This window comes from Streptomyces sp. NPDC111606, from assembly GCF_055656945.1.
Map to the genome: position 1 here is coordinate 76,788 of NZ_JBVKBY010000006.1, position 23,303 is coordinate 100,090.

At 70.6% G+C, this 23,303-nt stretch carries 16 protein-coding genes; 14 read left to right on the forward strand and 2 right to left on the reverse strand.

Translation table 11 applies throughout. From position 1 onward, the window contains the following. Positions 1–23: 23 nt before the first annotated feature. From ACZ7M7_RS21930 to ACZ7M7_RS21940, 3 genes are all read left to right on the forward strand, one after another. A complete protein-coding gene (locus ACZ7M7_RS21930) occupies positions 24–647 on the forward strand; it encodes a TetR/AcrR family transcriptional regulator (protein WP_472119400.1) in 624 nt (207 codons plus the stop codon). Positions 648–729: 82 nt separating this feature from the next. Beyond that, entirely contained in the window at positions 730–1,431 is a 702-nt protein-coding gene (locus ACZ7M7_RS21935) for a ribonuclease HII (protein ID WP_472119404.1), read from the forward strand. Between the two features lie 68 nt (positions 1,432–1,499). Beyond that, entirely contained in the window at positions 1,500–2,138 is a 639-nt protein-coding gene (locus ACZ7M7_RS21940; RefSeq protein ID WP_472119407.1) for a hypothetical protein, read from the forward strand. A 536-nt stretch (positions 2,139–2,674) separates the two neighbouring features. Here the strand turns inward: ACZ7M7_RS21940 and ACZ7M7_RS21945 are convergent. Continuing rightward, on the reverse strand, positions 2,675–3,310 hold the full coding sequence (locus ACZ7M7_RS21945; protein ID WP_383604758.1) for a hypothetical protein: 636 nt from the start codon (positions 3,308–3,310) through the stop codon (positions 2,675–2,677). 337 nt (positions 3,311–3,647) lie between these two features. On the opposite strand from ACZ7M7_RS21945, the gene ACZ7M7_RS21950 reads away from it, so the two are divergent. The 8 genes from ACZ7M7_RS21950 (at position 3,648) to ACZ7M7_RS21985 (ending at position 18,138) form a co-directional block, all read left to right on the forward strand. Then, positions 3,648–5,807, forward strand: coding sequence for a RecQ family ATP-dependent DNA helicase (locus ACZ7M7_RS21950; protein ID WP_472119410.1), 2,160 nt, complete (start codon positions 3,648–3,650; stop codon positions 5,805–5,807). A gap of 495 nt (positions 5,808–6,302) precedes the next feature. Next, a complete protein-coding gene (locus ACZ7M7_RS21955; protein ID WP_472119413.1) occupies positions 6,303–7,889 on the forward strand; it encodes a DUF4192 domain-containing protein in 1,587 nt (528 codons plus the stop codon). Positions 7,890–8,983: 1,094 nt separating this feature from the next. Further along, positions 8,984–10,873, forward strand: coding sequence for a glycogen debranching N-terminal domain-containing protein (locus ACZ7M7_RS21960; RefSeq protein WP_472119416.1), 1,890 nt, complete (start codon positions 8,984–8,986; stop codon positions 10,871–10,873). Between the two features lie 131 nt (positions 10,874–11,004). Continuing rightward, on the forward strand, positions 11,005–11,763 hold the full coding sequence (locus ACZ7M7_RS21965; protein ID WP_383604749.1) for an NUDIX hydrolase: 759 nt from the start codon (positions 11,005–11,007) through the stop codon (positions 11,761–11,763). 381 nt (positions 11,764–12,144) lie between these two features. Continuing rightward, positions 12,145–14,121, forward strand: coding sequence for an ABC transporter ATP-binding protein (locus ACZ7M7_RS21970; RefSeq protein ID WP_472119419.1), 1,977 nt, complete (start codon positions 12,145–12,147; stop codon positions 14,119–14,121). A 163-nt stretch (positions 14,122–14,284) separates the two neighbouring features. Further along, the gene (locus ACZ7M7_RS21975; protein ID WP_383604744.1) at positions 14,285–15,172 is read left to right on the forward strand and encodes a FadR/GntR family transcriptional regulator; all 888 of its coding nucleotides are present in this window, start codon (positions 14,285–14,287) and stop codon (positions 15,170–15,172) included. Positions 15,173–15,597: 425 nt separating this feature from the next. Continuing rightward, positions 15,598–17,130, forward strand: coding sequence for an RNA polymerase sigma factor (locus tag ACZ7M7_RS21980; protein ID WP_383604741.1), 1,533 nt, complete (start codon positions 15,598–15,600; stop codon positions 17,128–17,130). A gap of 153 nt (positions 17,131–17,283) precedes the next feature. Then, positions 17,284–18,138: a S1 family serine peptidase gene (locus ACZ7M7_RS21985; RefSeq protein ID WP_383604738.1), complete on the forward strand. Its 855-nt coding sequence runs from the start codon at positions 17,284–17,286 to the stop codon at positions 18,136–18,138. Between the two features lie 109 nt (positions 18,139–18,247). Here the strand turns inward: ACZ7M7_RS21985 and ACZ7M7_RS21990 are convergent, their stop codons facing one another. Next, positions 18,248–18,478: a DUF7455 domain-containing protein gene (locus tag ACZ7M7_RS21990; RefSeq protein ID WP_053848812.1), complete on the reverse strand. Its 231-nt coding sequence runs from the start codon at positions 18,476–18,478 to the stop codon at positions 18,248–18,250. Positions 18,479–18,924: 446 nt separating this feature from the next. Here ACZ7M7_RS21990 and ACZ7M7_RS21995 point away from each other — a divergent pair, with 446 nt between their 5' ends. The 3 genes from ACZ7M7_RS21995 (at position 18,925) to ACZ7M7_RS22005 (ending at position 23,281) form a co-directional block, all read left to right on the forward strand. Next, positions 18,925–21,045, forward strand: coding sequence for a DNA gyrase/topoisomerase IV subunit B (locus ACZ7M7_RS21995; protein ID WP_472119424.1), 2,121 nt, complete (start codon positions 18,925–18,927; stop codon positions 21,043–21,045). A 221-nt stretch (positions 21,046–21,266) separates the two neighbouring features. Continuing rightward, a complete protein-coding gene (locus tag ACZ7M7_RS22000) occupies positions 21,267–21,692 on the forward strand; it encodes a DUF485 domain-containing protein (RefSeq protein WP_383604733.1) in 426 nt (141 codons plus the stop codon). Beyond that, a complete protein-coding gene (locus ACZ7M7_RS22005) occupies positions 21,689–23,281 on the forward strand; it encodes a solute symporter family protein (protein WP_472119427.1) in 1,593 nt (530 codons plus the stop codon). Before ACZ7M7_RS22000 ends, ACZ7M7_RS22005 begins: the two co-directional genes overlap by 4 nt. Positions 23,282–23,303: the final 22 nt, after the last annotated feature.

A 23,303-nucleotide genomic window follows, 5' to 3' on the forward strand; every position in this document is an offset into this window, starting at 1 on the left:
GCTTGTTCGTTGGAGACGCTCAGATGGTTACCTCGCGCTGGACGGCCGCCCCCGCTCAGGCGGCCTCTCCCCGCCGCCGTGGCGCCGCGCTCGAACGCGCGATCCTCGATGCCGCGCTGGAGCAGCTCAGTACGGTCGGATGGAACGGCCTCACAATGGAGGGCGTGGCGGCCGGCGCCCAGACCGGGAAGGCCGCCGTCTATCGGCGCTGGCCCTCCAAGGAGGATCTTGTCGCCGATGCGCTGCGGGCCGGGCTGCCGAACTTTGCGTCGGCTCCCGACCTCGGGAGCGTGCGCGAAGACCTGCTCGAGCTGTCTCGGCAGGCGCGGGAGGCGATGTTCTCGCGGCCCGGTTTCGCGCTGCGGTCGGTAATTCACGAATGCGACAGCATCCAGGCCGAGCGCTTTCACGGTGTGATCTTCGAGGGGGTCGTGGAGCCGACGATCGCTTTGCTTCGGGAAGTCGTCAACCGCGGCATTGAGCGGGGAGAGGTGCGGCCCGACGCGGCGAACGGCTACGTCTTCGACGCCATTCCGGCGATGATGATGTACCGATCAAAGATGTGCATGAGCGAATGGAATGATCGAGATCTCGAGGAGATGGTCGATCAGCTGATGCTTCCATTGCTCCGCCCGACGGCCCGCTGAACCGCGGCTGGACCGGCCCGGAGGTGGCTTCGGTGAACCAGGGTGTCGAAGCCGGTTCCGGTCGGCGTACGCTAAGGGCGCCATGCCGTACGAACCGCCTACTCACACCGTCGAGCGCTCCCTCCGAGCCACGACCGGAGCGAAGATCATTGCCGGTGTCGACGAGGTGGGGCGCGGTGCGTGGGCCGGCCCCGTCAGCGTCTGCGCTGCGATCACCGGACTGCGCCGACCCCCCGAAGGCCTCACCGACTCCAAGCTGCTCACCGTCAAGCGGCGCACCGAGCTCGCCGCCCTGCTGCGGACGTGGGTGACCTCGTACGCCCTCGGGCACGCCTCTCCTGAGGAGATCGACGCCCTGGGGATGACTGCAGCGCTGCGGCTTGCCGCGGGGCGTGCCCTGGAGGCCCTGCCGGTCCGACCCGACGCGGTGATCCTCGACGGGAAGCATGACTATCTCGGGAACCCCTGGAGGGTCCGGACGGTCATCAAGGGTGATCAGTCGTGTGTGGCGGTCGCGGCGGCCTCGGTGATCGCCAAGGTGCAGCGCGACAAAATGATGGCCGAACTGGGTATCGACCATGCAGACTTCGGTTTTGCGGACAACGCCGGATACCCATCGCCCGTGCACAAGGCCGCACTGGCGGAGCGGGGACCCACCCCGTACCACCGGTTGTCGTGGGCGTATCTTGATGCGCTGCCCCAGTGGCGGCACCTCAAGAAGGTCCGCACTTGGGTGGAAGGAAGCGATCCGGAGATCGAGGGGCAGCTCGGCTTCGACTTCTGACGATTCCGCTCGCACTTGTGTGCCACCCGGCCATGCGAGCCGCACCAGCGTTTGATAAACATCAGCTCATGCCTCTCATTCCCGAGGAGCCTCAGATTCACGAGAGTGCCCAGGGTCCCCGCGTCACGCCGGCCAGTGGCCGCACCGCGCCGACCCCTCGTCCCGTACCCGGTCCCCGCCCCGCGGCTCCGTCGCGTCCCGGCCGACCCGGGCCCGTGCGGCCCGCGCCGCCGGTGCAACGTACGCCGCGTGACGTGGCCGTGGCCAAGCCCGGACCGTCGGGTCCGGCTGCTCCCGCTGCCGCTCCGGCTGCGGCGACCCCGCAGATCCAGTTGATCCCGGCCTCGCTCGAGGGCGCGCTCGACGCTGCCGAGGAAGCCGTCGACCTGCTCCTGGAGTCGGGTCGCGCCCCCAGCGACGTGCTGGTGATCACCACCGGCGAACAGCACCCGTGGGCCGCCCACGAGCTGTCCTTCGGTGAAGCCTCCTACTGGGCGCAGCACGACGCCGGTGACGACGTCTTTTACGCCGACGCCTCCGTCGCCGACCGTGCCGCGTCGCGTGCGGTGGTCGTGGTGGCCGTCAATGGCGGTCCCGACACTGCTGCTGTCAACGCCCTGCCTCTGGCCCTCGGCCGGGCCGGTGCCCTGCTGATCGTCTGCGGTGACCCGCAGCGGATCAACTCGGTGATGGGCGTGGGCGTCTGAGCCGTTCCGGCTCGTCCTGAGGGAATCTCCGCAGGACACCGGGGGGTGGGGCGCCGCTCTGGCGGTGTCTGCACGGCGGGCGCTCCGGCGTGCTCGGAGGAGCCTGAAGCACGCTGTGCACAGGCCCGTCGGGTCGGGATCGGGGTGTGAGCCCACGCCGCACAGGTGAGTCGGCGTGGGGCGGACGCGCCCCTCGCATTGCTCGGCCCCGGCGGGCCTCCCAGGCATCGGGACGCTTCCGCCGCGACGGTCGGCCGATCGCCAGGCGCATGCTGCTGGTGGTGCCGGTGCAGGGAAGCCCTGACAGCTTCACGGCGTCAGCTGGGCGGGATTTCGTCCGGTGGTTGCGCGGTGACTGCGTGGTGGCTGCTCGGCGACTGCGGGTGGTGCTCGCCGCGGCTTTGCGGTCCGCGTCGGGTCCTCGTCTGTCTTCGGTTGTCGTATCGCGAGCGGCGTATGGCGTGCAGTGGGCGGCTCGACCGTGGCGTTGGTCGAGGAATCCTGCGGGCCGTTGGCCGAGGACTCTTGCGGCGTCCTCAGCGAGCGGCCGCGCGCCGTAGGACCTCTGAGGCCGCGCCGCCGGTGCGGGGCAGCGGGAGTGGGGACTCGGACGTGGCGAAGGGCTCCGGCGCCGAGTCGGTGTTGGGGCGGCGGCCGCCACGGCCCTCGCCGAGGACCTGCCAGCCGTCCCGGGTCAGCGTGATGTACGCGCCGCAGCGCAGGCCGTGCAGGGTGCAGGCGTCACGCAGGCCCCACATCCACGCGCCGTCCTCCTCCGTCCAACGGGCGTCGCCCTCGCGGCAGTAGAGCAGGACGGCGGTGCGCACGGGGGTGCGGCGCCGCAGGTCGTGCGGGATGACGCGGCGAAGCTGGGCGAGGAGCGAATTGCGGAACATCCAGCCGTCCGCCGGCGACGGGCGACGCGTGAACGAGGCACTCGCCCGCAGGCGCTCCTCGGCGTCGAGGACGGCCACGATCGCGGTGGTCGGCCCTGGGCGGTGCCGGGAGTGCAGACCGCTGACGACCTCGCGGGGATTGCGCAGAAGCGGGATGCCCGCGGCAGCCCACTCCGCTGGTTCGAGCATGCGGGCCAGCGGGTTGGTGGATGCGGCGGACGGGTCGGCTGACGTCGACACGGATGCTGCAGAGGACGGAGCGAATCCGAAGGTCACGGTCCTCCCTTCGGCTACGCGCCCACACTGCGGGCGAGGTCGGAATCGGGGGAGCGCACGCCGCAGCAGAGCCCTACCGGATCACGGACGAGCCGTGCGGGGAGCGGACTTCAATTCTTCCTGTCGAACCTGAATGCGGCAACGAGCAATTGGGGCCACCGACCGATATCTGGTGGTGCGAGGGTTATATCCCTACCCAGCGCGTCACCGTGCGACGCATGGGGGCGACCTGCACAACCAGGCCATGGGTGCTCGTCGCGCTCCGTCAACGGTCCGTGAGCGCATGTTGCGCCGGGTGAGGTGGCTGATTGTCAGTGGCATCGGGTTGCATGGAGCCATGGACGATCTGGAGCTCCGTACCGAAGCTGATGCCATCCTCGCTGAGCTCGTCGGCGCCCCCGGCGGTTCGGCCCGGCTGCGGGAGGACCAGTGGCAGGCGGTGGCGGCCCTGGTGGAGGAGCGCCGGCGTGCCCTGGTGGTGCAGCGCACGGGCTGGGGCAAGTCGGCGGTGTACTTCGTCGCCACCGCTCTGCTGCGCCGACGTGGTGCCGGCCCGACGGTGATCGTCTCGCCCCTGCTGGCGTTGATGCGCAACCAGGTCGAGTCGGCGGCGCGCGCCGGTATCCGGGCGCGGACCATCAACTCGGCCAACCCCGAGGAATGGGACACCATCTACGGGGAGGTCGAGCGCGGTGAGACCGACGTACTCCTCGTGAGCCCCGAGCGCCTCAATTCCGTGGACTTTCGAGAGCAGTTGCTGCCCAAGCTCGCCGCCACTACCGGCCTGCTCGTGGTCGACGAGGCGCATTGCATCTCCGACTGGGGCCACGACTTCCGGCCCGACTATCGCCGGCTCCGGGCGATGCTTGCCGCGCTCGCCCCCGGAGTTCCGGTGCTGGCGACCACGGCGACCGCCAATGCCCGCGTGACGGCGGACGTCGCCGAGCAACTGGGGACCGGAGCCGGTGAGGCCCTGGTGCTGCGCGGCTCGCTGGAGAGGGAGAGCCTGCGGCTGGGTGTGGTGCAGCTGCCGGACGCCGCGCACCGTCTGGCCTGGCTGGCCGAGCACCTGGACGAGCTGCAGGGTTCCGGGATCATCTACACGCTCACGGTGGCCGCCGCGGAGGAGGCCACCGCGTTCCTGCGACAGCGCGGCTTCCAGGTGGCCTCGTACACGGGGCGCACGGAGAACGCGGACCGGCTGCAGGCAGAGTCCGACCTGCTGGCGAACCGGGTCAAGGCGCTGGTCGCGACGTCGGCGCTGGGGATGGGGTTCGACAAGCCGGACCTGGGCTTCGTGGTGCATCTCGGTTCGCCGTCCTCGCCCATCGCCTACTACCAGCAGGTCGGTCGCGCCGGCCGCGGTGTCGAGCACGCGGATGTGCTGCTGCTGCCCGGCAAGGAGGACGAGGCCATCTGGCGCTACTTCGCCGATACGGCCTTCCCGCCCGAGGCACAGGTCCGGCAGACCCTGTCGTCGCTGGCCGAGGCGGGACGCCCGCTGTCGGTGCCGGCCCTGGAGGCGGCGGTGGATCTTCGGCGTACCCGGCTGGAGACCATGCTCAAGGTCCTCGACGTGGACGGGGCGGTCAAGCGGGTCAAGGGCGGCTGGATCTCCACCGGCGAGCGGTGGGTGTACGACGCTGATCGGTACGCCTGGGTGGCGCGGCAGCGAACGGCCGAGCAGCAGGCCATGCGGGAGTACGTGAGCACGACACAGTGCCGGATGGAATTCCTGCGCATGCAGCTGGACGACGAGGGAGCCGCTGCGTGCGGTCGCTGTGACAACTGCGCGGGCACCTGGATCACCTCGTCGGTCTCGGCCGAGGCTCTGACGGGGGCGACGAAGGAGCTGGATCGCCCGGGGGCGGAGGTCGAGCCTCGCCGGATGTGGCCGACGGGGATGCCCGCACTGGGCATCGACCTCAAGGGCCGTATTCCGGCCAAGGAGCAGTGCTCCACCGGGCGGGCGCTGGGCCGGCTCTCGGACATCGGCTGGGGCAACCGCCTGCGGCCCCTGCTGGCCGAGAACGCCCCCGACGGTCCTGTCCCTGACGACGTCCTGCAGGCCGCGGTCGCGGTCCTCGCCGACTGGGCGCGTTCACCGGGCGGCTGGGCGCCGAACGTGCCGGACGCCTCTGCCCGGCCGGTGGGTGTCGTCGCCGTACCGTCCCTGGCCCGCCCGCAACTGGTCGGTTCCCTTGCCCAGGGCATCGCGACCATCGGCTGCCTGCCGTATCTGGGGACCCTGATGTACACGGGGCCGGGTGGCGCCCATGCTGCGCGGCGCAGCAACTCGGCTCAACGCCTGCGGACACTGGCCGACACGTTCGCCGTCTCCGAGGAATTGGCTGCTGCCCTGGCTGGCTCCTCGGGGCCTGTCCTGCTCGTGGACGACTACACGGACTCCGGCTGGACCCTTGCCGTCGCCGCCCGCCTCCTGCGCCGGGCCGGCAGCGAAGCGGTTCTTCCTCTGGTCCTCGCTGCGGCGGGTTGAGCTGCTCTGGGGTGTTGTGGAGACAGGCGGTGATGGTCGCCTGAAGGGAGACGTGGGATGCCGCCGTGATCGAGGCTCGGGCAAAGGCACGTGCGGGCGTGGAACGCGGAGATTCGGTCCCACATCCACGTGAAGTTGGAGTGCTTCGGCCAGTGCCCGCCGTGCGGTGCCTGCGCCAACTGGACGCCGTTCGCCGTGAGTTTTGGCAGGTAGGGCAGCGGATCCGGGCGAGCACCCTGGAGCCGGCGGTCAGGGAGTTCTGCTTATCGCGTCGGGCGCACGGTCGAGCGTCGCGCATCCCGAGTGAACGGCGCCGCGCGTCCCATGAATGACTCAGCGAGCCGGTGAATAGCGGCGCGCATCAGAGCTCGGCACTTGAATGACACCGCGCACCAGAGCACGGCAAAGCTCACGTCCGAGCGAATTGTCGTGTCCCTGGTCGGACTTATCCACAGGGTCAGGCGGAACATTGCGATCCGGGAGATCGTCTGTCGCATGACGAATCACAGCGAAGCGACTGGATTTTCCGAGAGTGATGACGCCGGGCGCGGTGAGCAGCCCCTCGCCCCTGGCACAACCGACCCGAACGAGGCGGGCCTGCCCGAGCACCAGGTCACCCTGCGCACCCCGGCCGAGCTGGCCGATGCCCTGCCGTATCTCCTCGGCTACCGCCCTGAGGACAGCATCGTCCTCGTCGCCCTGCACGACAAGGCAGGCCGCGGACGGTTCGGTGGCCGAGCGCGGCTCGGCATTCCAGCGAGCACGGACGACTGGGACTCCGCGGCTGCGCAGTTGGCCCATGGCCTGGTGACGGGCAGCGAGCGCAGGGGAGTCCGGCCGGAGCAGATGGTCGCCTTCCTCTGCCAGGAACCGGCCAAGGGCGAGACGGGCCGGCAGGTCATGGAACGGCTGCGACCGCTGGCCCAGAAGATGCGTGTCGCCTGCGGCAACCTGGACGTGCCGGTGATCGAGGCCCTGTGCATCTCGGACGGCCGCTTCTGGTCGTACTGCTGCGACCGCGCCGAGTGCTGCCCTCCCGAGGGCCGTCCGATGGGCCTGCCCGGTACGTCCGTGCTGGCCGCGGCGGCCACGTACGCCGGGGTCCAGGTGCGCGGCACGCTGCGCGAGTTGCGGTCCAGGTTGCTGCCCTGGGAGACCGCCGGCGTCCCCGAGCAGGAGGCCGCCCTCGACACGGTCGGCGTGGAGCTGGTCACCAGGATCCTGGACGACACGAAACGCGCGGGCGTGGCGGTTGAGACGCTGGAGCTCGCGGAGCGGCTCAGGTGCCGGCTCGCCGAGGCCCCGCCCGTGTCCGGGACGCTGACCGCTGATCTCCGTGACGACGGACTGCTGAGCCACGACGAAGCCGCGAGGCTCATTCTGGGTCTGCAGGACCGCGCGACCCGCGACCGCGCGGCCGAGTGGATGGAGGGCGACGAGGCCGCTCCCGCGCTCCGACTCTGGCGGGCACTGGCCCGCCGCTGTGTCGGACCGTACAGCGAGCACGCGGCGGCGCCCCTCACCCTCGCCGGCTGGGTCGCCTGGTCCACCGGCGATGAGCTGGAGGCCCGAGAAGCCCTCGCCATGGCACTGGGCGTCGACCGCGACTACCTCTTCGCCCGTCTGCTGCACCAAGCCTGCAACGAGGGCCTGGACCCCGAGTCGATCCGCCGCTGCCTGCGCGCGGAAGGCGTGAGCCGTGAGGAGGAGGTCACAGGGCGGCTCGATCATCCGGAGGACGTCGAAGAGCCGGTGCGGGGCACGGGGTCGGAGCCCGCGCCGACATCTGGGGAGGACGGCGGTCGCCGATCGCGGGAGACGTTGGGTGCTGCCGGCAGCCTGCCTCGATCAGCCAGGGGCACCGGGCGGAGCCCGGGGGAGAGGGGCGCGAGGGGGTCGAGTGCCGCGCGTCCTCGTGCGTCGGCGGGAAGCCGTCCCGGTGCAGTGCGGCCGGGCGGCACGGTGCCGGGGAGCTCGAAGGGGTCGGCTCCGCGTACGTCGAGGAAGGGGGACGTGCGTCGGAGTGGACCCCGTCCGGATGGCCTGCGTTCCGGAGGTGCCGGCGGGGAGGGGGACGCGTGAGCCGTCGAGGGCAGAGTGCCGGCCGAGGTCGTGGAAGCGGTGGCATTTACTTGCGACGCCGCGTGGGCGGGACGTGGGGGCTCTTGGCCGTGCGGACGGGGACTCCGTCGAGGGGTTCAACCCGAGGGGTTCAACCCGTGCGCGCGGGGGACGCCATTGAGGGTCTCAGCCGCCCAGGCGGGAACGCCGTGGAGTGCCTAAGCCGCCCAGGCTCGTCCCCCATGGAGGGCTCAGCCACATCGGACGAACCCTGCCAACGCGGAGGGCCTCCGGCCGAGTTACCCCGCCATGGGCGTGACCTGGAGGGATCCGTCCCCGTTCACCTGAGTGGCGGAACGCCTGAACCGGTCGTGCCGCCGCACCGCCCCTGTCACTCCGGGTCCCCCAGCCGGTGCCGCACACGCCCGCGGCGCACAGAGCGCAGAGGAAGCCGCCCCATGCCCCAGTCGACTCCGGCGCAGGTGCCGATCCAGGTGCCTCCGCCGCCGCCGATGCCACCGCCGACTCCGGCCTCCGGGGTCATTGACGACCGCCCCACTCCCGGGGGAATGGTGCCGCCCCAACGGTTGGATACGGGGCTGCCTCCGGCCGGGGACGGTGCGGGGCGGCGCACGCCCAGAGGCCCGAGCGATGCCTCTCGGAGCGCCGAGTTCGGCGATGCAACTCGATGCGCCGGTTACGGCGATGCCCCCCGGACCGCGGAGTACGACGATGCCCCTCGGGCTGCGGAATACGGCGGTGTACCGCGCACCGCCGACTACGCCGCCCCGCCTCATCGCGCGGACTACGGCAACGCCCCTCGACGCACCGAGCCCCCCAACCGGCCGACGACCCAGACCTCCTGGCCCGCGTCGCCCGCACCCCAGAGCCCGACAACGCAGCCACATCCCGACCAGGCAAGGCGCGCTTCCCCGCCTCAACCGCCAACGAAACCGACCACACCCACCCCACTCAGCACACCCACCCCACCAACCTCACGCAGCACACCCACGCCACCAACCCCACGCAGCACACCCACGCCACCAACCCCACGTCGGTCCGACCTGCCTCCCGCCCACAACGCCCTGATCTGCGTAGCGCTCCCGGGCCTCGCCATGTCCACGGACCAGGGGCAGTTGACCGGCCGGGGCCTCGACGGCTTCTACCGTGCAGGTCGTCGCGTGCTCTCGCGTTGCCAGATCCGTGTGGCAGGGCGTGAGCCGCTCGCCGTGCAGGCCCGGATGGCCGGGGCCGACCTGGCCCGGTTCGTGGGCACGCTGCGCAGTTCCCCGCAGGCGGGCCCCGACCCGGACGTCGTCGTCGAACGAACCCGTCACGCGGACGGCACCGAGCGGATCACGCTGCACAGCGCGGCCGCCCGCCCCCTGCGTCTGCCGGTCGAGGTCGCCTTGGGCACGGACCTGGCCGACCTCGGCGCGATCGCGAGTGGCAACGCGGGACCGGAACTCCCCGCCACCGTCCATGACTGCGGCCTGCGCTGGTCGTCCGCCAAGGGGAGCTCGACGGTGACGGCCGACCCTCCGCCCGCCGACGCACTGGCCTCGGCCGGGCTGCTGCGCTGGGAGTTCGTGCTCCCTCCGGGCGGCAGCGCGAGCATCGAGCTCCGGGTGCGACCGGACGGTGCGGGACCCGTACGCGCGGTGGGCAGAGCAGCGACCAGCCCACTGGCGCCGGCGCGGGCGGCCGGCGACGACCTCGGGGTGGAGGCGTTGCTGCGGACGAGCATCGAGGACCTCCAGGCCCTCCTGCTGCGCGATCCGGCCCACCCCTCCGACATCCACCTGGCCGCGGGGGCACCGTGGCGCTGTGGCCTGGCCCCGGCCGAGGCCCTCGCCGCGGCCCGGATGACGCTGCCCCTGGGCACCCGGCTCGCCGCGGGCACACTGCGCACCCTTGCCCGCACTCAACTCCGGGGCCAGGGAACACAGTCCGGCATGATCCCCGCGCCGCTGAGGGACGCCGGAACACATCTGCCACCGGGCTGCACAGGCACGGAGGCCACGCTGCTCTTCCCCGCACTGCTTGCTGAGGCCCGACGTTGGGGGCTGCCCGAGCCCGAGACCGAAGAACTCCTTCCGGCGGCCGAGTCGTGTCTGACCTGGCTGCGGACCACTGTGGGTGACGGCACCTATCTGCCCGACCCGCAGCCTGGCGGTCCCGTCCGCTGCGAGACACAGGCCCACGCCCATCGTGCGGCATTGCTCGGCGCCGATCTGCTCGACTCCTTCGGCAGACCGGGCGCTGCCGAGCTGCGGCAATGGGCCGGAGCGCTGCGGAACGCCTTTCGTACGGACTTCTGGATCGATGACCTGGGCGGCGGGCGGCCCGCGGCAGCCCGCGCCCCGGACGGACGCCTCGTGTCGCATCTTGGCGCCGCCGCCGTCCATCTGCTCGACACCGGCCTGCTGGGCGGTGGCGAACAGGCGCCCGGCCTGCTCGACAAGGTGCAGACCGAGCAGTTCGCCCGGCTGCTCGGCGGTCCGGCCATGGACTCGGGCTGGGGCCTGCGCGGGCTGGGTGTGAAGGAGGCGGGGCACAACCCGTTCGGTCACCGCAGTGGCGCTGTGCGGGTCCACGAGACGGCGCTCGCCGTCGCGGGCCTCGCCGCGGCCGACTACGAGAAGGAGTCGAGCGCTCTGCTGAGAGGCGTTCTGGCCGCCGCCACCGTGTTCGGCCACCGGCTGCCCGACATGTATGCGGGGGAGCAGCGCACCAACGGAAGCGCACCCCTCCCGCATCCGGCGGCCTGCCGACCCGCGGCCACGGCGGCGGCAGCGGGAGTGCTGCTCTTGACCACGCTCGCGGGCATCCGCCCGGACGCTCCGGCGGGCACGGTCACGCTGCGCCCCGTGCGCAGTGCGCCGCTGGGCGAGATCATCCTGACCGGCCTGCGGATCGCCGGGGCGCCGTTCTCCGTACGTGTCAGCCGCCTGGGTCTGGCCATGGTCGAGGAAGCAGCCGACGGGCTGCAATTGCGAGCGTGACCTCGTACGACTCTCAACGACACGGCATGGGGAGATGGCAGTGAGGCCTGTACAGGGGCCGAATTGGATCAGTCATCGATGGCGCCGACGAAGGGAGTGTTTATCGTCAAGCAGACGACTATGATCGCCGCATGCCCTACGACCCGTCAGCGTTTCCGCCCTTTGCCGTCACTGTGGATCTGGTCGTGCTGACCGTGCGCCGCCATGCCCTGTGTGCGTTGGCGGTGCGCAGGGGCGAACCGCCGTTCCAGGGACGCTGGGCACTGCCGGGTGGGTTCGTACGGGCCGACGAGGATCTGGCGCAGGCCGCCGCGCGCGAGTTGGCCGAGGAGACGGGGCTGCGTGCTCACGACCCGGCCGTCCCGGTGCAGGACAACGGCGCCCACCTGGAGCAGCTCGCGACCTACGGCGACCCCAAGCGGGATCCGCGGATGAGGGTGGTCAGTGTTGCCCACCTGGCGCTGGCCCCCGACCTGCCGGCCCCCCGCGCAGGCGGCGACGCCAGCAACGCCCGCTGGGCGCCGGTCGACGAACTCCTGCAGCAGGGCGGCCACGGCCGCGACGGCGAGCCCGTCGCGCCGCTCGCCTTCGACCACGCGCAGATCCTGGCCGACGGAGTGGAGCGCGCCCGCTCGAAGATCGAGTACTCGTCGCTGGCCACGGCGTTCTGCCCCACCGAGTTCACGGTCGGTGAGCTGCGCCGGGTCTACGAGGCCGTGTGGGGTGTGGCGCTCGACCCGCGCAACTTCCACCGCAAGGTGACGGGCACGCCCGGCTTCCTCGTCCCCACCGGCGGCACCACCACGCGCCAGGGCGGCCGTCCCGCCCAGCTCTTCCGCGCCGGCGGAGCCACGCTGCTCAACCCCCCGATGCTGCGGCCCGAGGTCTGACGCGGACCAGAAGCCCGACGCGGGCCGCCGCGAACCCGACGCCGAAGCGGGCTCATGAACGACGTCATGGGATCCGAACGGGGCTCAGGGGCAAGGATCACGGCATCCGAACGGGGATCAGGGACAAGGGCCACGGGTTCCGAACGCGGTTCGGGAACGACGCCACGGTCCCGAACGCGGCTCAGGGAACGAGGGCCACGGGTCCCGAAGCACGGCCGGGAACAAGCGCCACGGGCCCCGAACAAGGTCGAGAACGCGGCCCGCAGGTCCCGAACAGCGCTCGGACACGAGGACCTCGAAACCCCTCCGGGCCGAATCCCCCCTGCACAGCGGGCCTTGCCCTACCCGAAAAAACGGACATAGCGCGCTATCTTGCTGCGAGTGATCCAGGCCATCGGACTGACCAGCGACCCGCGCAAGGAGCTTCCTCCTGCCGTCGACGACGTCTCCTTCGAGGCCCACGCGGGCCGCGTCACCGCGCTGCTCGGGGCGTCGGGCGCGGGCAAGTCGACGGTGCTCAGACTCATGCTCGAACTCCAACGGGGCCGTGGAATCACCTACTTCAGAGGCCGCCCCCTGCACCGCATCGCCCACCCTTCGCGCGAAGTCGGCGTGCTGCTGGGCGACCTCCCCGGGCACCCGGCGCGCACGGTCCGTGGGTATCTGCGCATGCTGTGCGCCGCCGCGGGCGTTCCGGCCCGGCGCGCCGACGAAGTCCTGGAGGTGGTCGGCCTCGTCAGCCTGCGTGAGGAACGCCTCGGCACCCTCTCGCGAGGCATGGACCGTCGCCTCGGCCTGGCCTGCGCACTGCTGGCCGACCCGCACACCCTCGTCCTCGACGGCCCCGCCAAGGGACTCTCGGGTCGCGAGAGCCGCTGGCTGCACGGCATGCTGCGCGCGCACGCGGCCCAGGGCGGAACGGTCCTGCTGACCACGGCCGACCCGAAGGAGGCCGCGCGCACCGCCGACAGGGTCGTCACGTTGCAGCGGGGCAGACTCGTCGCGGACCAGGACGCCGCCGACTTCGCCCGCACGCGGCTGCGCCCGCGCGTAGCCGTCCGTACTCCCCACGCCTCCCGCTTCGCCTCCCTGCTCACCAAGGAGGCGCGCACCACTCACCGCTCCGTCGAGGTCGTACGCGAGAGCGGCAACCGTCTGTCCGTGTACGGAAGTACGTGCGCCGATGTCGGCGAGACCGCGTTCCGGCACGGCATCCTCGTCCACCAACTCGCCGACGAGATCGGGGACATGGGACCCGGTGCCGGGGTGGGCTCCCAGCCGAACGAACCGCGAACCGACGAGGTGCCGCACACCTCGGACGTCGAGTTTGCCGCTGCCGGTGGCCGCGGGCGCAGGACCGCGCCACCCCCGGCCTCGGACTCGGGGCCGGCCACAGTTGCCGCACACGAGGCTTCCGCAACAGCCTCGAGTGCATCCGCGGAGGTTCCGCAAGCACGGGCGGGCGTTCCGCGACCGGCCGACACACCCACGGCTGGGTCTTCCGCGCAGGCCACCCCTTCGTCGCGTCCGTCGGCTTCTGCCGCCGTCGCCCTACCCGACCTCCCGCCCCCCATCTCCGTCCGCCCCGCCCCCAGCCCCCTCCGCCCCCTCCGCTACGAACTCCGGCGCGCCGTCGGTGTCGGTACCAGCTTCGTCACCGGCGCCGCCGTGCTCGTGGTGTCCGCCCTCACCGCCGTACTGCTGGCACGCGTCGGGCACACGCCGCAGGCGCGGCTGATGGCCGGGTGGCCGCAGCAGTTCCCGCTGCCGCCCGCGGCGCTCGGGGCCGGGCTGCTCGGCGCGATCGCGTTCGGCGACGAGTTCCGCCACCCCGCCCTGGCCGCGGATCGTGGCACCGTGCCCCGCCGGCTGGGGCTGCTGGCCGCGAAACTTCTCGTCGCCACCGTCACCGCGCTGGTGCTGGCCGTCCTCACCCTGGGCTGCGACACCGAAGTGCTCTACCTCGTATACGGACCGGAGCTCGCGGAGGTTCCCGCGGACTGGCTTTCGCTGGGCGCGAGTTGGATCGGGCTCATGGTCGGTTGCGCCTGGGCCGGAGTCCTCGCGGCCGGCCTCTTCCGGTCCACCACGGCCGGGCTCGCGGCAGTGGTCGCCGTGCCCATCGTCGTCGTACCCCTCGTACAGAAGGTCCTCGAAGGACCGTCTGTACGGACGGCGGCCGGGTTTCCGCTGCGGCTGCGGGAGCTGCTCCTGTCGCAGTGGCCCTTCGGGGGAGAGCGCTATCTGGAGGCCGCCGCGCGTGTCGTGGCCCAACCCGTCGGCGGCGCCCTGACGTTGTCGCTCACCGCCCTGCTCTGCGCATACCTGCTCACGACCCTGCGTGGCAGGGTCCGATGAAGCCCATCCGTGCCGTTCCCGTTCCTGTCGTGCGCACAACTCCCCGGGGGAAGCCCATTTCTTTCCGATAAGGCGTCAATTGCGACGGGGTGAGCGATCACCCTTTCGTGTGCTTTTCACCAAAGACCTCAAGGGAGTTGAGGACGGCGCCGACAAAGGATGCGTGAGTACCCTTGCGCACACCATGATGACCGCCGCCCGCTCCGCAGATTCCGGCCTCGCCGGCCCGGGCGAACTCGACCGCTACCCCTACGCCGAGGCCCCCGTCGCCGACCGCGTCGGAGCCCCCCTCTGGGACGGCGGGGACCCGGAACTGGGCCGCGTGGGCCGACGCGCCGCCGGCAGCCGTGGACGCGGGCTGCACGGCCAACTCGTCCAGCAGCTCGGCCAGATGATCGTCTCCGGCGACCTGGGTGCCGACCGTCCGCTCGTGCCCGAGGAGATCGGCCAGCGGTTCGAGGTCTCCCGCACCGTCGTCCGTGAGTCGCTCCGTGTCCTGGAGGCCAAGGGCCTGGTCAGCGCCCGTCCGAACGTCGGCACGCGCGTGCGTCCCGTCAGCGACTGGAACCTCCTCGACCCGGACATCATCGAATGGCGGGCCTTCGGACCACAGCGCGACGACCAGCGCCGGGAGCTCAGCGAGCTGCGCTGGACGATCGAGCCGCTGGCCGCCCGTCTCGCCGCCGGGCACGGACGCGACGACGTCCAGCAGCGGCTCGCCGACATGGTCGAGATCATGGGCCACGCGATGGGGCAGGGTGACGTGCTCACGTTCTCCCGCGCCGACGCCGAGTTCCACTCCTTGCTCATTCAGGTCGCGGGCAACCGCATGCTGGAGCACCTTTCGGGGATCGTCTCGGCCGCCCTCCAGGTCTCCGGCGGCCCCGTGACGGGCTGCGACCGGCCGAACGAGGCGTCGCTGGCGCAGCACAGCAGGATCGTCGACGCCCTCGCCGCCGCTGACGGCGCGGCCGCCGAGGCGGCCATGCGCCAGCTGCTCACCGTCCACCCCGAGGTCGAGCGCGTGGTGCCCGCCCCCCGCGAGCACTGACCGCGCCACCGGGTGGCGCGGCCGGGATGCCTCCCCCTCCTGTGGCATCTCCCGGTCTGCGCTCCCTCCCCCGTCGGACCCGCAGGATCCCGTACGGATCCTGCGGGTCCGACGGTGCGACGAGGCCGTGGAACGCCGTACAGTGCATGGTTCGGGCCGTGGGCGACCTGTTATGTCTGCATCTGTCTGCTTTTGATCGGTTACGGGATGTGACTCGGGCCACGCAGATTGGGCGTAACGCTCGGGGAAACAGCGCGATGACCTAAGAGGTGACTGCCGAGGAAGGAATACGGACGCCGCTCAAGGCGCTGTGTATCTTCCCGGCCCCCGCCCGCACCGTCGGTCCAATCCCCAGGCCGGTGGTCGGCTCCTGTCCGCAGTGGACGGGGCCGGAAGCCGTTTTCCAACGTTCCGAGAGGTTGTTCGTGTCGGCCAGCACATCCCGTACGCTCCCGCCGGAGATCGCCGAGTCCGTCTCTGTCATGGCTCTTATCGAGCGGGGAAAGGCTGAGGGGCAGATCGCCGGCGACGATGTGCGTCGGGCCTTCGAAGCTGACCAGATTCCGGCCACTCAGTGGAAGAACGTACTGCGCAGCCTCAACCAGATCCTCGAGGAAGAGGGTGTGACGCTGATGGTCAGTGCCGCGGAGCCCAAGCGCACCCGTAAGAGCGTCGCAGCGAAGAGTCCGGTCAAGCGCACCGCAACGAAGACGGTCGCAGCCAAGACGGCGACCGCCAAGAAGGCCACCGCCACCGCCACGCCCGAGGCGTCCGCCGCCGAGCCCGCCGTAGAGGACGACGCCCCCGCCAAGAAGGCGGCTGCAAAGAAGACGACCGCCAAGAAGGCGGCCGCGAAGAAGACCGTCGCCAAGAAGACGGCGGCCAAGAAGACCACCGCAGGCAAGAAGGACGACGCCGAGCTCGTCGAGGAAGAAGCCCTCGAGGACGCCCCCAAGGGCGACGAGCCCGAGGGCGCCGAGAGCGCCGGCTTCGTGCTGTCCGACGAGGACGAGGACGACGCGCCCGCGCAGCAGGTCGCGGCCGCCGGTGCCACCGCCGACCCGGTCAAGGACTACCTCAAGCAGATCGGCAAGGTCCCGCTGCTCAACGCCGAGCAGGAGGTCGAGCTCGCCAAGCGCATCGAGGCCGGTCTGTTCGCCGAGGACAAGCTGGCCAACGCCGACAAGCTCGCTCCGAAGCTCAAGCGCGAGCTGGAGATCATCGCCGAGGACGGCCGCCGCGCCAAGAACCACCTCCTGGAGGCCAACCTCCGTCTGGTGGTCTCCCTGGCCAAGCGCTACACCGGCCGCGGCATGCTCTTCCTGGACCTCATCCAGGAGGGCAACCTCGGTCTGATCCGCGCGGTCGAGAAGTTCGACTACACCAAGGGCTACAAGTTCTCCACGTACGCCACCTGGTGGATCCGTCAGGCGATCACCCGCGCCATGGCCGACCAGGCCCGCACCATCCGTATCCCGGTGCACATGGTCGAGGTCATCAACAAGCTCGCGCGCGTGCAGCGCCAGATGCTCCAGGACCTGGGCCGCGAGCCCACCCCGGAGGAGCTGGCCAAGGAACTCGACATGACCCCCGAGAAGGTCATCGAGGTCCAGAAGTACGGCCGCGAGCCCATCTCCCTGCACACCCCGCTGGGCGAGGACGGCGACAGCGAGTTCGGTGACCTCATCGAGGACTCCGAGGCCGTCGTTCCGGCCGACGCGGTCAGCTTCACGCTTCTGCAGGAGCAACTGCACTCGGTTCTCGACACCCTGTCCGAGCGCGAGGCGGGCGTCGTCTCCATGCGCTTCGGTCTCACCGACGGTCAGCCGAAGACCCTCGACGAGATCGGCAAGGTCTACGGCGTCACGCGCGAGCGGATCCGCCAGATCGAGTCCAAGACCATGTCGAAGCTGCGCCACCCGTCGCGGTCCCAGGTGCTGCGCGACTACCTCGACTAGGTCGCACCCGTACGACACACAAGGCCCGGCCCCCGAGTGGGGACCGGGCCTTCGTGCTGTCAGGGGCAGCCTTCGGACCGTCGCGCGGGTGCGGGGTCGGGCGGGCTGAATCACTCTGGGTGTCCCACGACCACTCCAGAGTGAGGAGCGTGCATGCGACGTCCCTTTATCCGGGCCCTCGCCCGGCCGCTGGTCCTGGCGGCCGTGGCGGCTGCCATACCGTTGGCGTCCGCCGCCCCCGCGGCTGCCGACAGTGTCGTCGTCGGCGGCTTCCCGGTCGATGTGTCGGGCAGTCCGTGGACCGTGGCGCTGTCCAGCCGTGACCGGTTCGGGGGTACGCGGGCGGGTCAGTTCTGTGTCGGCGTGGCGGTCGGCCGGACCACCGTGCTCACCGCGGCCCACTGCCTCAGCGAGGAGGTCATGGGGGCACCAGCCCACCAAGTACGCGACTTCACCGTCATCACGGGCCGTACGGACCTCACGTCCGGCCGGGGCCAGGAAATCAGGGTCCGCGACAGCTGGGTGAACCCGGCCTACGACGATGTCAGCAACGCGGGCGACTTCGCCGTGCTCTCCCTCGCCCAGCCGCTTCCCGCGAGCTCGGTCATCAGGATGGCCCGCACCGGCGATCCTGCCTATGCGCCGGGGACCCCGGCCCTGGTCTACGGGTGGGGAGACGTCACGGGGGCCGGTGACTACCCGCGCAGCCTGCGGGCGGCACGCGTGCACGTACTGCCCGACACCCTGTGCCAGCAGGCGTATCCGGGCGGTGGTGACGGCAGATACCAGGCCGGCAGCATGGTCTGCGCCGGGGAGCGGGAAGGGGGCCGGGACGCCTGTCAGGGGGACAGCGGTGGGCCCCTGGTCGCCCAGGGGAGGCTGATCGGTCTCGTGTCCTGGGGCACCGGCTGCGGTCGCGCGGGCAGTCCCGGCGTCTACACGCGGGTGTCCGAGGTCGCACGGACCCTGGGGTGGCGGTCCGCGGGACGAGAGCATGCCCACGGCTGACGGGGCCTGAAGGCCCGCGGGGCATGAGCGCGGGCGACCGCCCCTGCTCTCAGGGGCGGTCGCCCGTCAACCGGCCTGTGCCGGAGCTGGCTCGTCGTTAATGCGAGGTTCAGCGCTCTTCTTCGGACGCCGATGCGGGAACGGCCGTCAGCCGCTCCGTCTCGTCCTGTATCTCAGCGGCGATCTTCTTGAGTTCCGGCTCGAACTTGCGGCCGTGGTGGGCGCAGAAGAGCAGTTCACCGCCGCTCAGCAGGACGACACGCACGTACGCCTGGGCGCCGCAACGGTCGCAGCGGTCAGCGGCCGTCAGCGGGCTCGCGGGGGTCAGAACAGTAGTCACGTCGCCTCTTCTCTAGCTCGACGAGCTGTCGTACCAGGGTCAACATCCAACCAGCCCCAAAACGTTCCCGCTCGCGGCTTCTCCCAGAGAGAAATTTTTTTCCGGGGCGGCTGGCTGCTGCCGGTTTGGCGGCGAATGTGCCGTAGTGCGTCTCTGTCTTGCTTACGGTTTCGCGCTGTCGGTCAAGGTCGGGTCCCCCCGGCTGGGTTGCCGGTTGTTCATGAGGACGTGCCCGGAGCCTAAATGGTTCATGCCTGGAAGGGAACGTGATATGTGCTTCACTCCAACGAGGGATCGAACACGCATGCGACTCTGGTCTAGTCTGGGTTTCGCACGAGGGTGGCGTTACAACGGCTCTACCAGGCCTCGGTACCCTCTTGACGGCGACCGAAGCCGCGCCCTTACCCACAAGGGCCTCATCTGAAATTCAGCGAGGAGCGAACCGCGTGACCGCCGAGACGTCCGTGCCGTCCACAGCGCTGCTGGCAGGAGCAGACCTGGACGGTTCCAACTACACCGCGCGGCACCTGCTCGTCCTCGAGGGCCTCGAGGCCGTGCGCAAGCGCCCGGGCATGTACATCGGGTCGACCGATAGCCGTGGTCTCATGCATTGCCTCTGGGAGATCATCGACAACTCCGTCGACGAGGCTCTCGGTGGCTACTGCGACCACATCGACGTGATCCTCCACGACGACGGCTCCGTGGAGGTCCGGGACAACGGCCGGGGCATCCCCGTCGACGTCGAGCCCAAGACCGGCCTGTCCGGCGTCGAGGTCGTGATGACCAAGCTGCACGCCGGCGGCAAGTTCGGCGGCGGTTCCTATGCCGCCTCCGGCGGTCTGCACGGCGTGGGTGCCTCCGTGGTGAACGCCCTGTCCGCGCGACTGGACGTCGAGGTGGACCGGAACGGCCACACGCACGCGATCAGCTTCCGCCGCGGTGTCCCCGGAGCCTTCGCCGCCGACGGCCCGAATGCCAAGTTCGAGACCGGCGGCCTGCGCAAGACCAAGAAGATCCCCAAGACCCGCACCGGCACGCGCGTGCGGTACTGGGCCGACCGCCAGATCTTCCTCAAGGACGCCAAGCTGTCCCTGGAGACGCTGCACCAGCGCGCCCGCCAGACCGCGTTCCTGGTGCCCGGCCTGACCATCGTCGTCCGCGACGAGTTCGGCCTCGGCGACGGCGGCAGCAAGGGCGAGGAGTCCTTCCGCTTCGACGGCGGCATCAGCGAGTTCTGCGAGTACCTGGCCACCGACAAGCCGGTGTGTGACGTCCTCCGCTTCTCGGGCCAGGGCACCTTCAAGGAGACCGTCCCGGTCCTGGACGAGCACGGCCAGATGACCCCCACCCAGGTCACCCGTGAGCTCGACGTCGACGTCGCGATGCGGTGGGGCACGGGCTACGACACGACCCTGAAGTCGTTCGTGAACATCATCGCCACCCCCAAGGGCGGCACCCACGTCGCGGGCTTCGAGACGGCCGTGACCGGCACCATGAACGAGGTGCTGCGCACCAAGAAGATGCTGCGCGTCGCCGAGGACGACATCGTCAAGGACGACGCCCTGGAGGGCCTCACCGCGGTCGTCACGGTCCGCCTCGCGGAGCCGCAGTTCGAGGGCCAGACCAAGGAGGTCCTCGGTACCTCGGCGGCCCGGCGCATCGTGAACACGGTGATCTCCAAGGAGCTCAAGGCGTTCCTGACGTCCACGAAGCGGGACGCCGCGGCCCAGGCCAGGGTTGTCATGGAGAAGGCCGTCGCCGCCGCCCGGACGCGCATCGCGGCCCGCCAGCACAAGGACGCGCAGCGCCGTAAGACGGCCCTGGAGTCCTCGTCCCTGCCGGCCAAGCTCGCCGACTGCCGCAGCGACGACGTCGACCGCAGCGAGCTGTTCATCGTCGAGGGAGACTCCGCGCTCGGCACCGCCAAGCTCGCCCGGAACTCCGAGTTCCAGGCACTGCTGCCGATCCGGGGCAAGATCCTCAACGTCCAGAAGTCGTCCGTCACCGACATGCTCAAGAACGCCGAGTGCGGCGCGATCATCCAGGTCATAGGAGCAGGGTCGGGCCGGACCTTCGACATCGACGCCGCCCGCTACGGCAAGATCATCATGATGACCGACGCCGACGTCGACGGCTCCCACATCCGGACGCTGCTGCTGACGCTGTTCCAGCGCTACATGCGGCCGATGATCGAGGCGGGCCGGGTGTTCGCGGCCGTGCCGCCGCTGCACCGGATCGAGATCGTCCAGCCCAAGAAGGGGCAGGACAAGTACGTGTACACGTACTCGGACCGCGAACTGCGCGACAAGCTCATGGAGTTCCAGAGCAAGGGCGTTCGCTACAAGGACTCCATCCAGCGGTACAAGGGTCTCGGCGAGATGGACGCCGACCAGCTGGCCGAGACGACGATGGACCCGCGTCACCGGACCCTGCGCCGGATCAGCCTCACCGACCTGGAGGCCGCCGAGCGGGTCTTCGATCTGCTGATGGGGAACGACGTGGCGCCGCGCAAGGAGTTCATCTCCAACTCGGCGGCCACGCTGGATCGATCGCGTATCGACGCCTAGTCGCTGCGCCGGCTTGGGCCGGGGTCGGCCTCGGCCTCGCCTTCGGCCGGATTGGGATCCCACCCGCACCGCCGTGCGGCACCGCCGTCGGGTGCGGGTGGCCCCTGCGGGGGCTTCTCGCCCTTGGCGAGTGCAGGCCTATAGGCGGACGTATCACCTGATGGGGTGAAGCCCCCGGAGAACGCGATCCGGGGATCTTTCCGTTCTGTCCATGCTTGGGCATGCACTCAAGCCACGACCCCTGGTACGACGCACTTGCCTCCGGATGGGGGGAGTCGGGCGCCGAGGACGCCCCGGCCGAAGTTCCGTCGGGTGCGGCCGATGTGTACCTCGAGGTGCAGCGGAGCGCGGCCTTCCAGGAGGTGCGCAGCCGGTACCGGCGGTTTGTGGTGCCGGCTGTTGTGATCTTCCTCTCGTGGTACGTGGCGTACATCGTGGCCGCCACGACCGCGCCGGAGCTGATGGCCCGGCCCGTGACGGGTGCCGTGAACGTGGCGATGCTGGCGGGGCTCGGGCAATTCCTCACCACCTTCCTGCTCACCTGGGCCTACGCCCGTCACGCGCGGCTGCGCCGGGACCGGGCGGCACTCGAACTGCGCTGGGACACCCAGGAGTTGACGCGTGTCGCGAAGGGGGGTGCCGTGTGACGGTCGACCATCAGTCGCTGTCGCTGCTGCTGTTCAGCGTGTTCGTCGCGATCACGTTGGCGATCACGACCTGGGTGAGCCGTAACCGGCGTGGTTCCGCGGAGGAGTTCTACGCGGGCGGGCGGCTCTTCACTCCCATGGAGAATGGTTTTGCCATCGCCGGTGACTACATGTCGGCCGCGTCCTTCCTCGGCATCTCCGGACTCATCGCCCTCTTCGGCTACGACGGGATGCTGTACTCGGTGGGCTTCCTCGTGGCCTGGCTGGTGGTGCTGTTCCTCGTCGCCGAACTCGTGCGCAACTGCGGGCGGTTCACGCTCGCCGACGTGGTCGCCGCGCGGATGAGGGAGCGCCCCGTGCGGATCGCCCTGGGAACTTCCTCGGTCACCGTGTCCGTTCTGTATCTGGTGGCGCAGATGGTGGGCGCGGGCACCCTGGTCGCGCTGCTGCTCGGGGGCAAGGGCGAGGCGGCGCAGGCCTGGACCGTCATCGGCGTCGGTGCGCTCATGGTGATCTATGTGTCGTTGGGAGGGATGCGGGCCACCACCTGGATCCAGATCGTCAAGTCGGTCCTGCTGCTCGGCGGCACCGTCGCGTTGACCGTGCTCGTCCTGCTGCGCTTCCACGGCGACTTCGACCGGCTGCTGCTCACGGCGGCCGAACGCAGTGGTCACGGCGCGGCGTTCCTGGCGCCCGGGCTGAAGTACGGCGGTGACTGGACGGCCCGGTTCGACTTCATCAGCCTCGGCCTCGCGCTGGTGCTGGGCACGGCGGGGCTGCCGCACATCCTGTCCCGCTTCTACACCGTGCCCACCGCTCGCGCGGCGCGGCGGTCGGTGGTGTGGGCGATCGGACTCATCGGCGGCTTCTACCTGATGACGATCGTGCTGGGCTTCGGCGCGGCCGCGATCGTCGGGCCCGAGGCCGTACGCGGGTCGAATGCGGCCGGGAACACGGCAGTTCCGCTGCTCGCCCTCGATCTCGGAGGCGGCGCGGACTCCACGGGAGGAACGGTTCTCTTTGCCGTCGTGGCCGCCATCGCGTTCGCCACGATCCTCGCGGTGGTCGCCGGAATCACGCTCGCCTCCTCCGCCTCCGTGGCCCACGACCTGTACGCCTCGCTACGGCGGCGGCGCGCCGAGCCCCGCAGCGAAGTCGCCGTGGCGCGGGTCGCGGCGGTCGGCATCGGCGTGGTCGCTATCGCCCTTGGACTGCTGGCCCGCGACCTCAACGTCGCCTTCCTCGTGGGACTCGCCTTCGCCGTCGCCGCGTCCGCCAATCTGCCGGTGCTGCTCTACTCGCTGTTCTGGCGGGACTTCACCACACGGGGCGCCGTATGGGCCGTGTACGGGGGCCTGATCCCGGCCGTGGTGCTGGTGGTGCTGTCGCCGGTGGTGTCGGGCAGCCCGGAATCGCTGTTCCCCGGCGTCGACTTCCAGTACTTCCCCCTGCAGAACCCGGGCCTCGTCTCCATCCCGCTGGGCTTCGTCGCGGGCTGGCTCGGCACGCTCATCTCGCCCGAGGTTCCCGACGAGGCCAAGCACGCCGAGGTCGAGGTGCGGTCGCTGACGGGGGCGGGGGCCGTATAGGCGCGGCCTTCGGAGCCGTCGG

Coding starts and splice junctions, on each gene's coding strand:
- ACZ7M7_RS21930 (WP_472119400.1), top strand. CDS start 24: ATGGTTACCTCGCGCTGGACGGCCGCCCCCGCTCAGGCGGCCTCTCCC.
- ACZ7M7_RS21935 (WP_472119404.1), top strand. CDS start 730: ATGCCGTACGAACCGCCTACTCACACCGTCGAGCGCTCCCTCCGAGCC.
- ACZ7M7_RS21940 (WP_472119407.1), top strand. CDS start 1,500: ATGCCTCTCATTCCCGAGGAGCCTCAGATTCACGAGAGTGCCCAGGGT.
- ACZ7M7_RS21950 (WP_472119410.1), top strand. CDS start 3,648: ATGGACGATCTGGAGCTCCGTACCGAAGCTGATGCCATCCTCGCTGAG.
- ACZ7M7_RS21955 (WP_472119413.1), top strand. CDS start 6,303: ATGACGAATCACAGCGAAGCGACTGGATTTTCCGAGAGTGATGACGCC.
- ACZ7M7_RS21960 (WP_472119416.1), top strand. CDS start 8,984: ATGTCCACGGACCAGGGGCAGTTGACCGGCCGGGGCCTCGACGGCTTC.
- ACZ7M7_RS21965 (WP_383604749.1), top strand. CDS start 11,005: ATGCCCTACGACCCGTCAGCGTTTCCGCCCTTTGCCGTCACTGTGGAT.
- ACZ7M7_RS21985 (WP_383604738.1), top strand. CDS start 17,284: ATGCGACGTCCCTTTATCCGGGCCCTCGCCCGGCCGCTGGTCCTGGCG.
- ACZ7M7_RS22000 (WP_383604733.1), top strand. CDS start 21,267: ATGCACTCAAGCCACGACCCCTGGTACGACGCACTTGCCTCCGGATGG.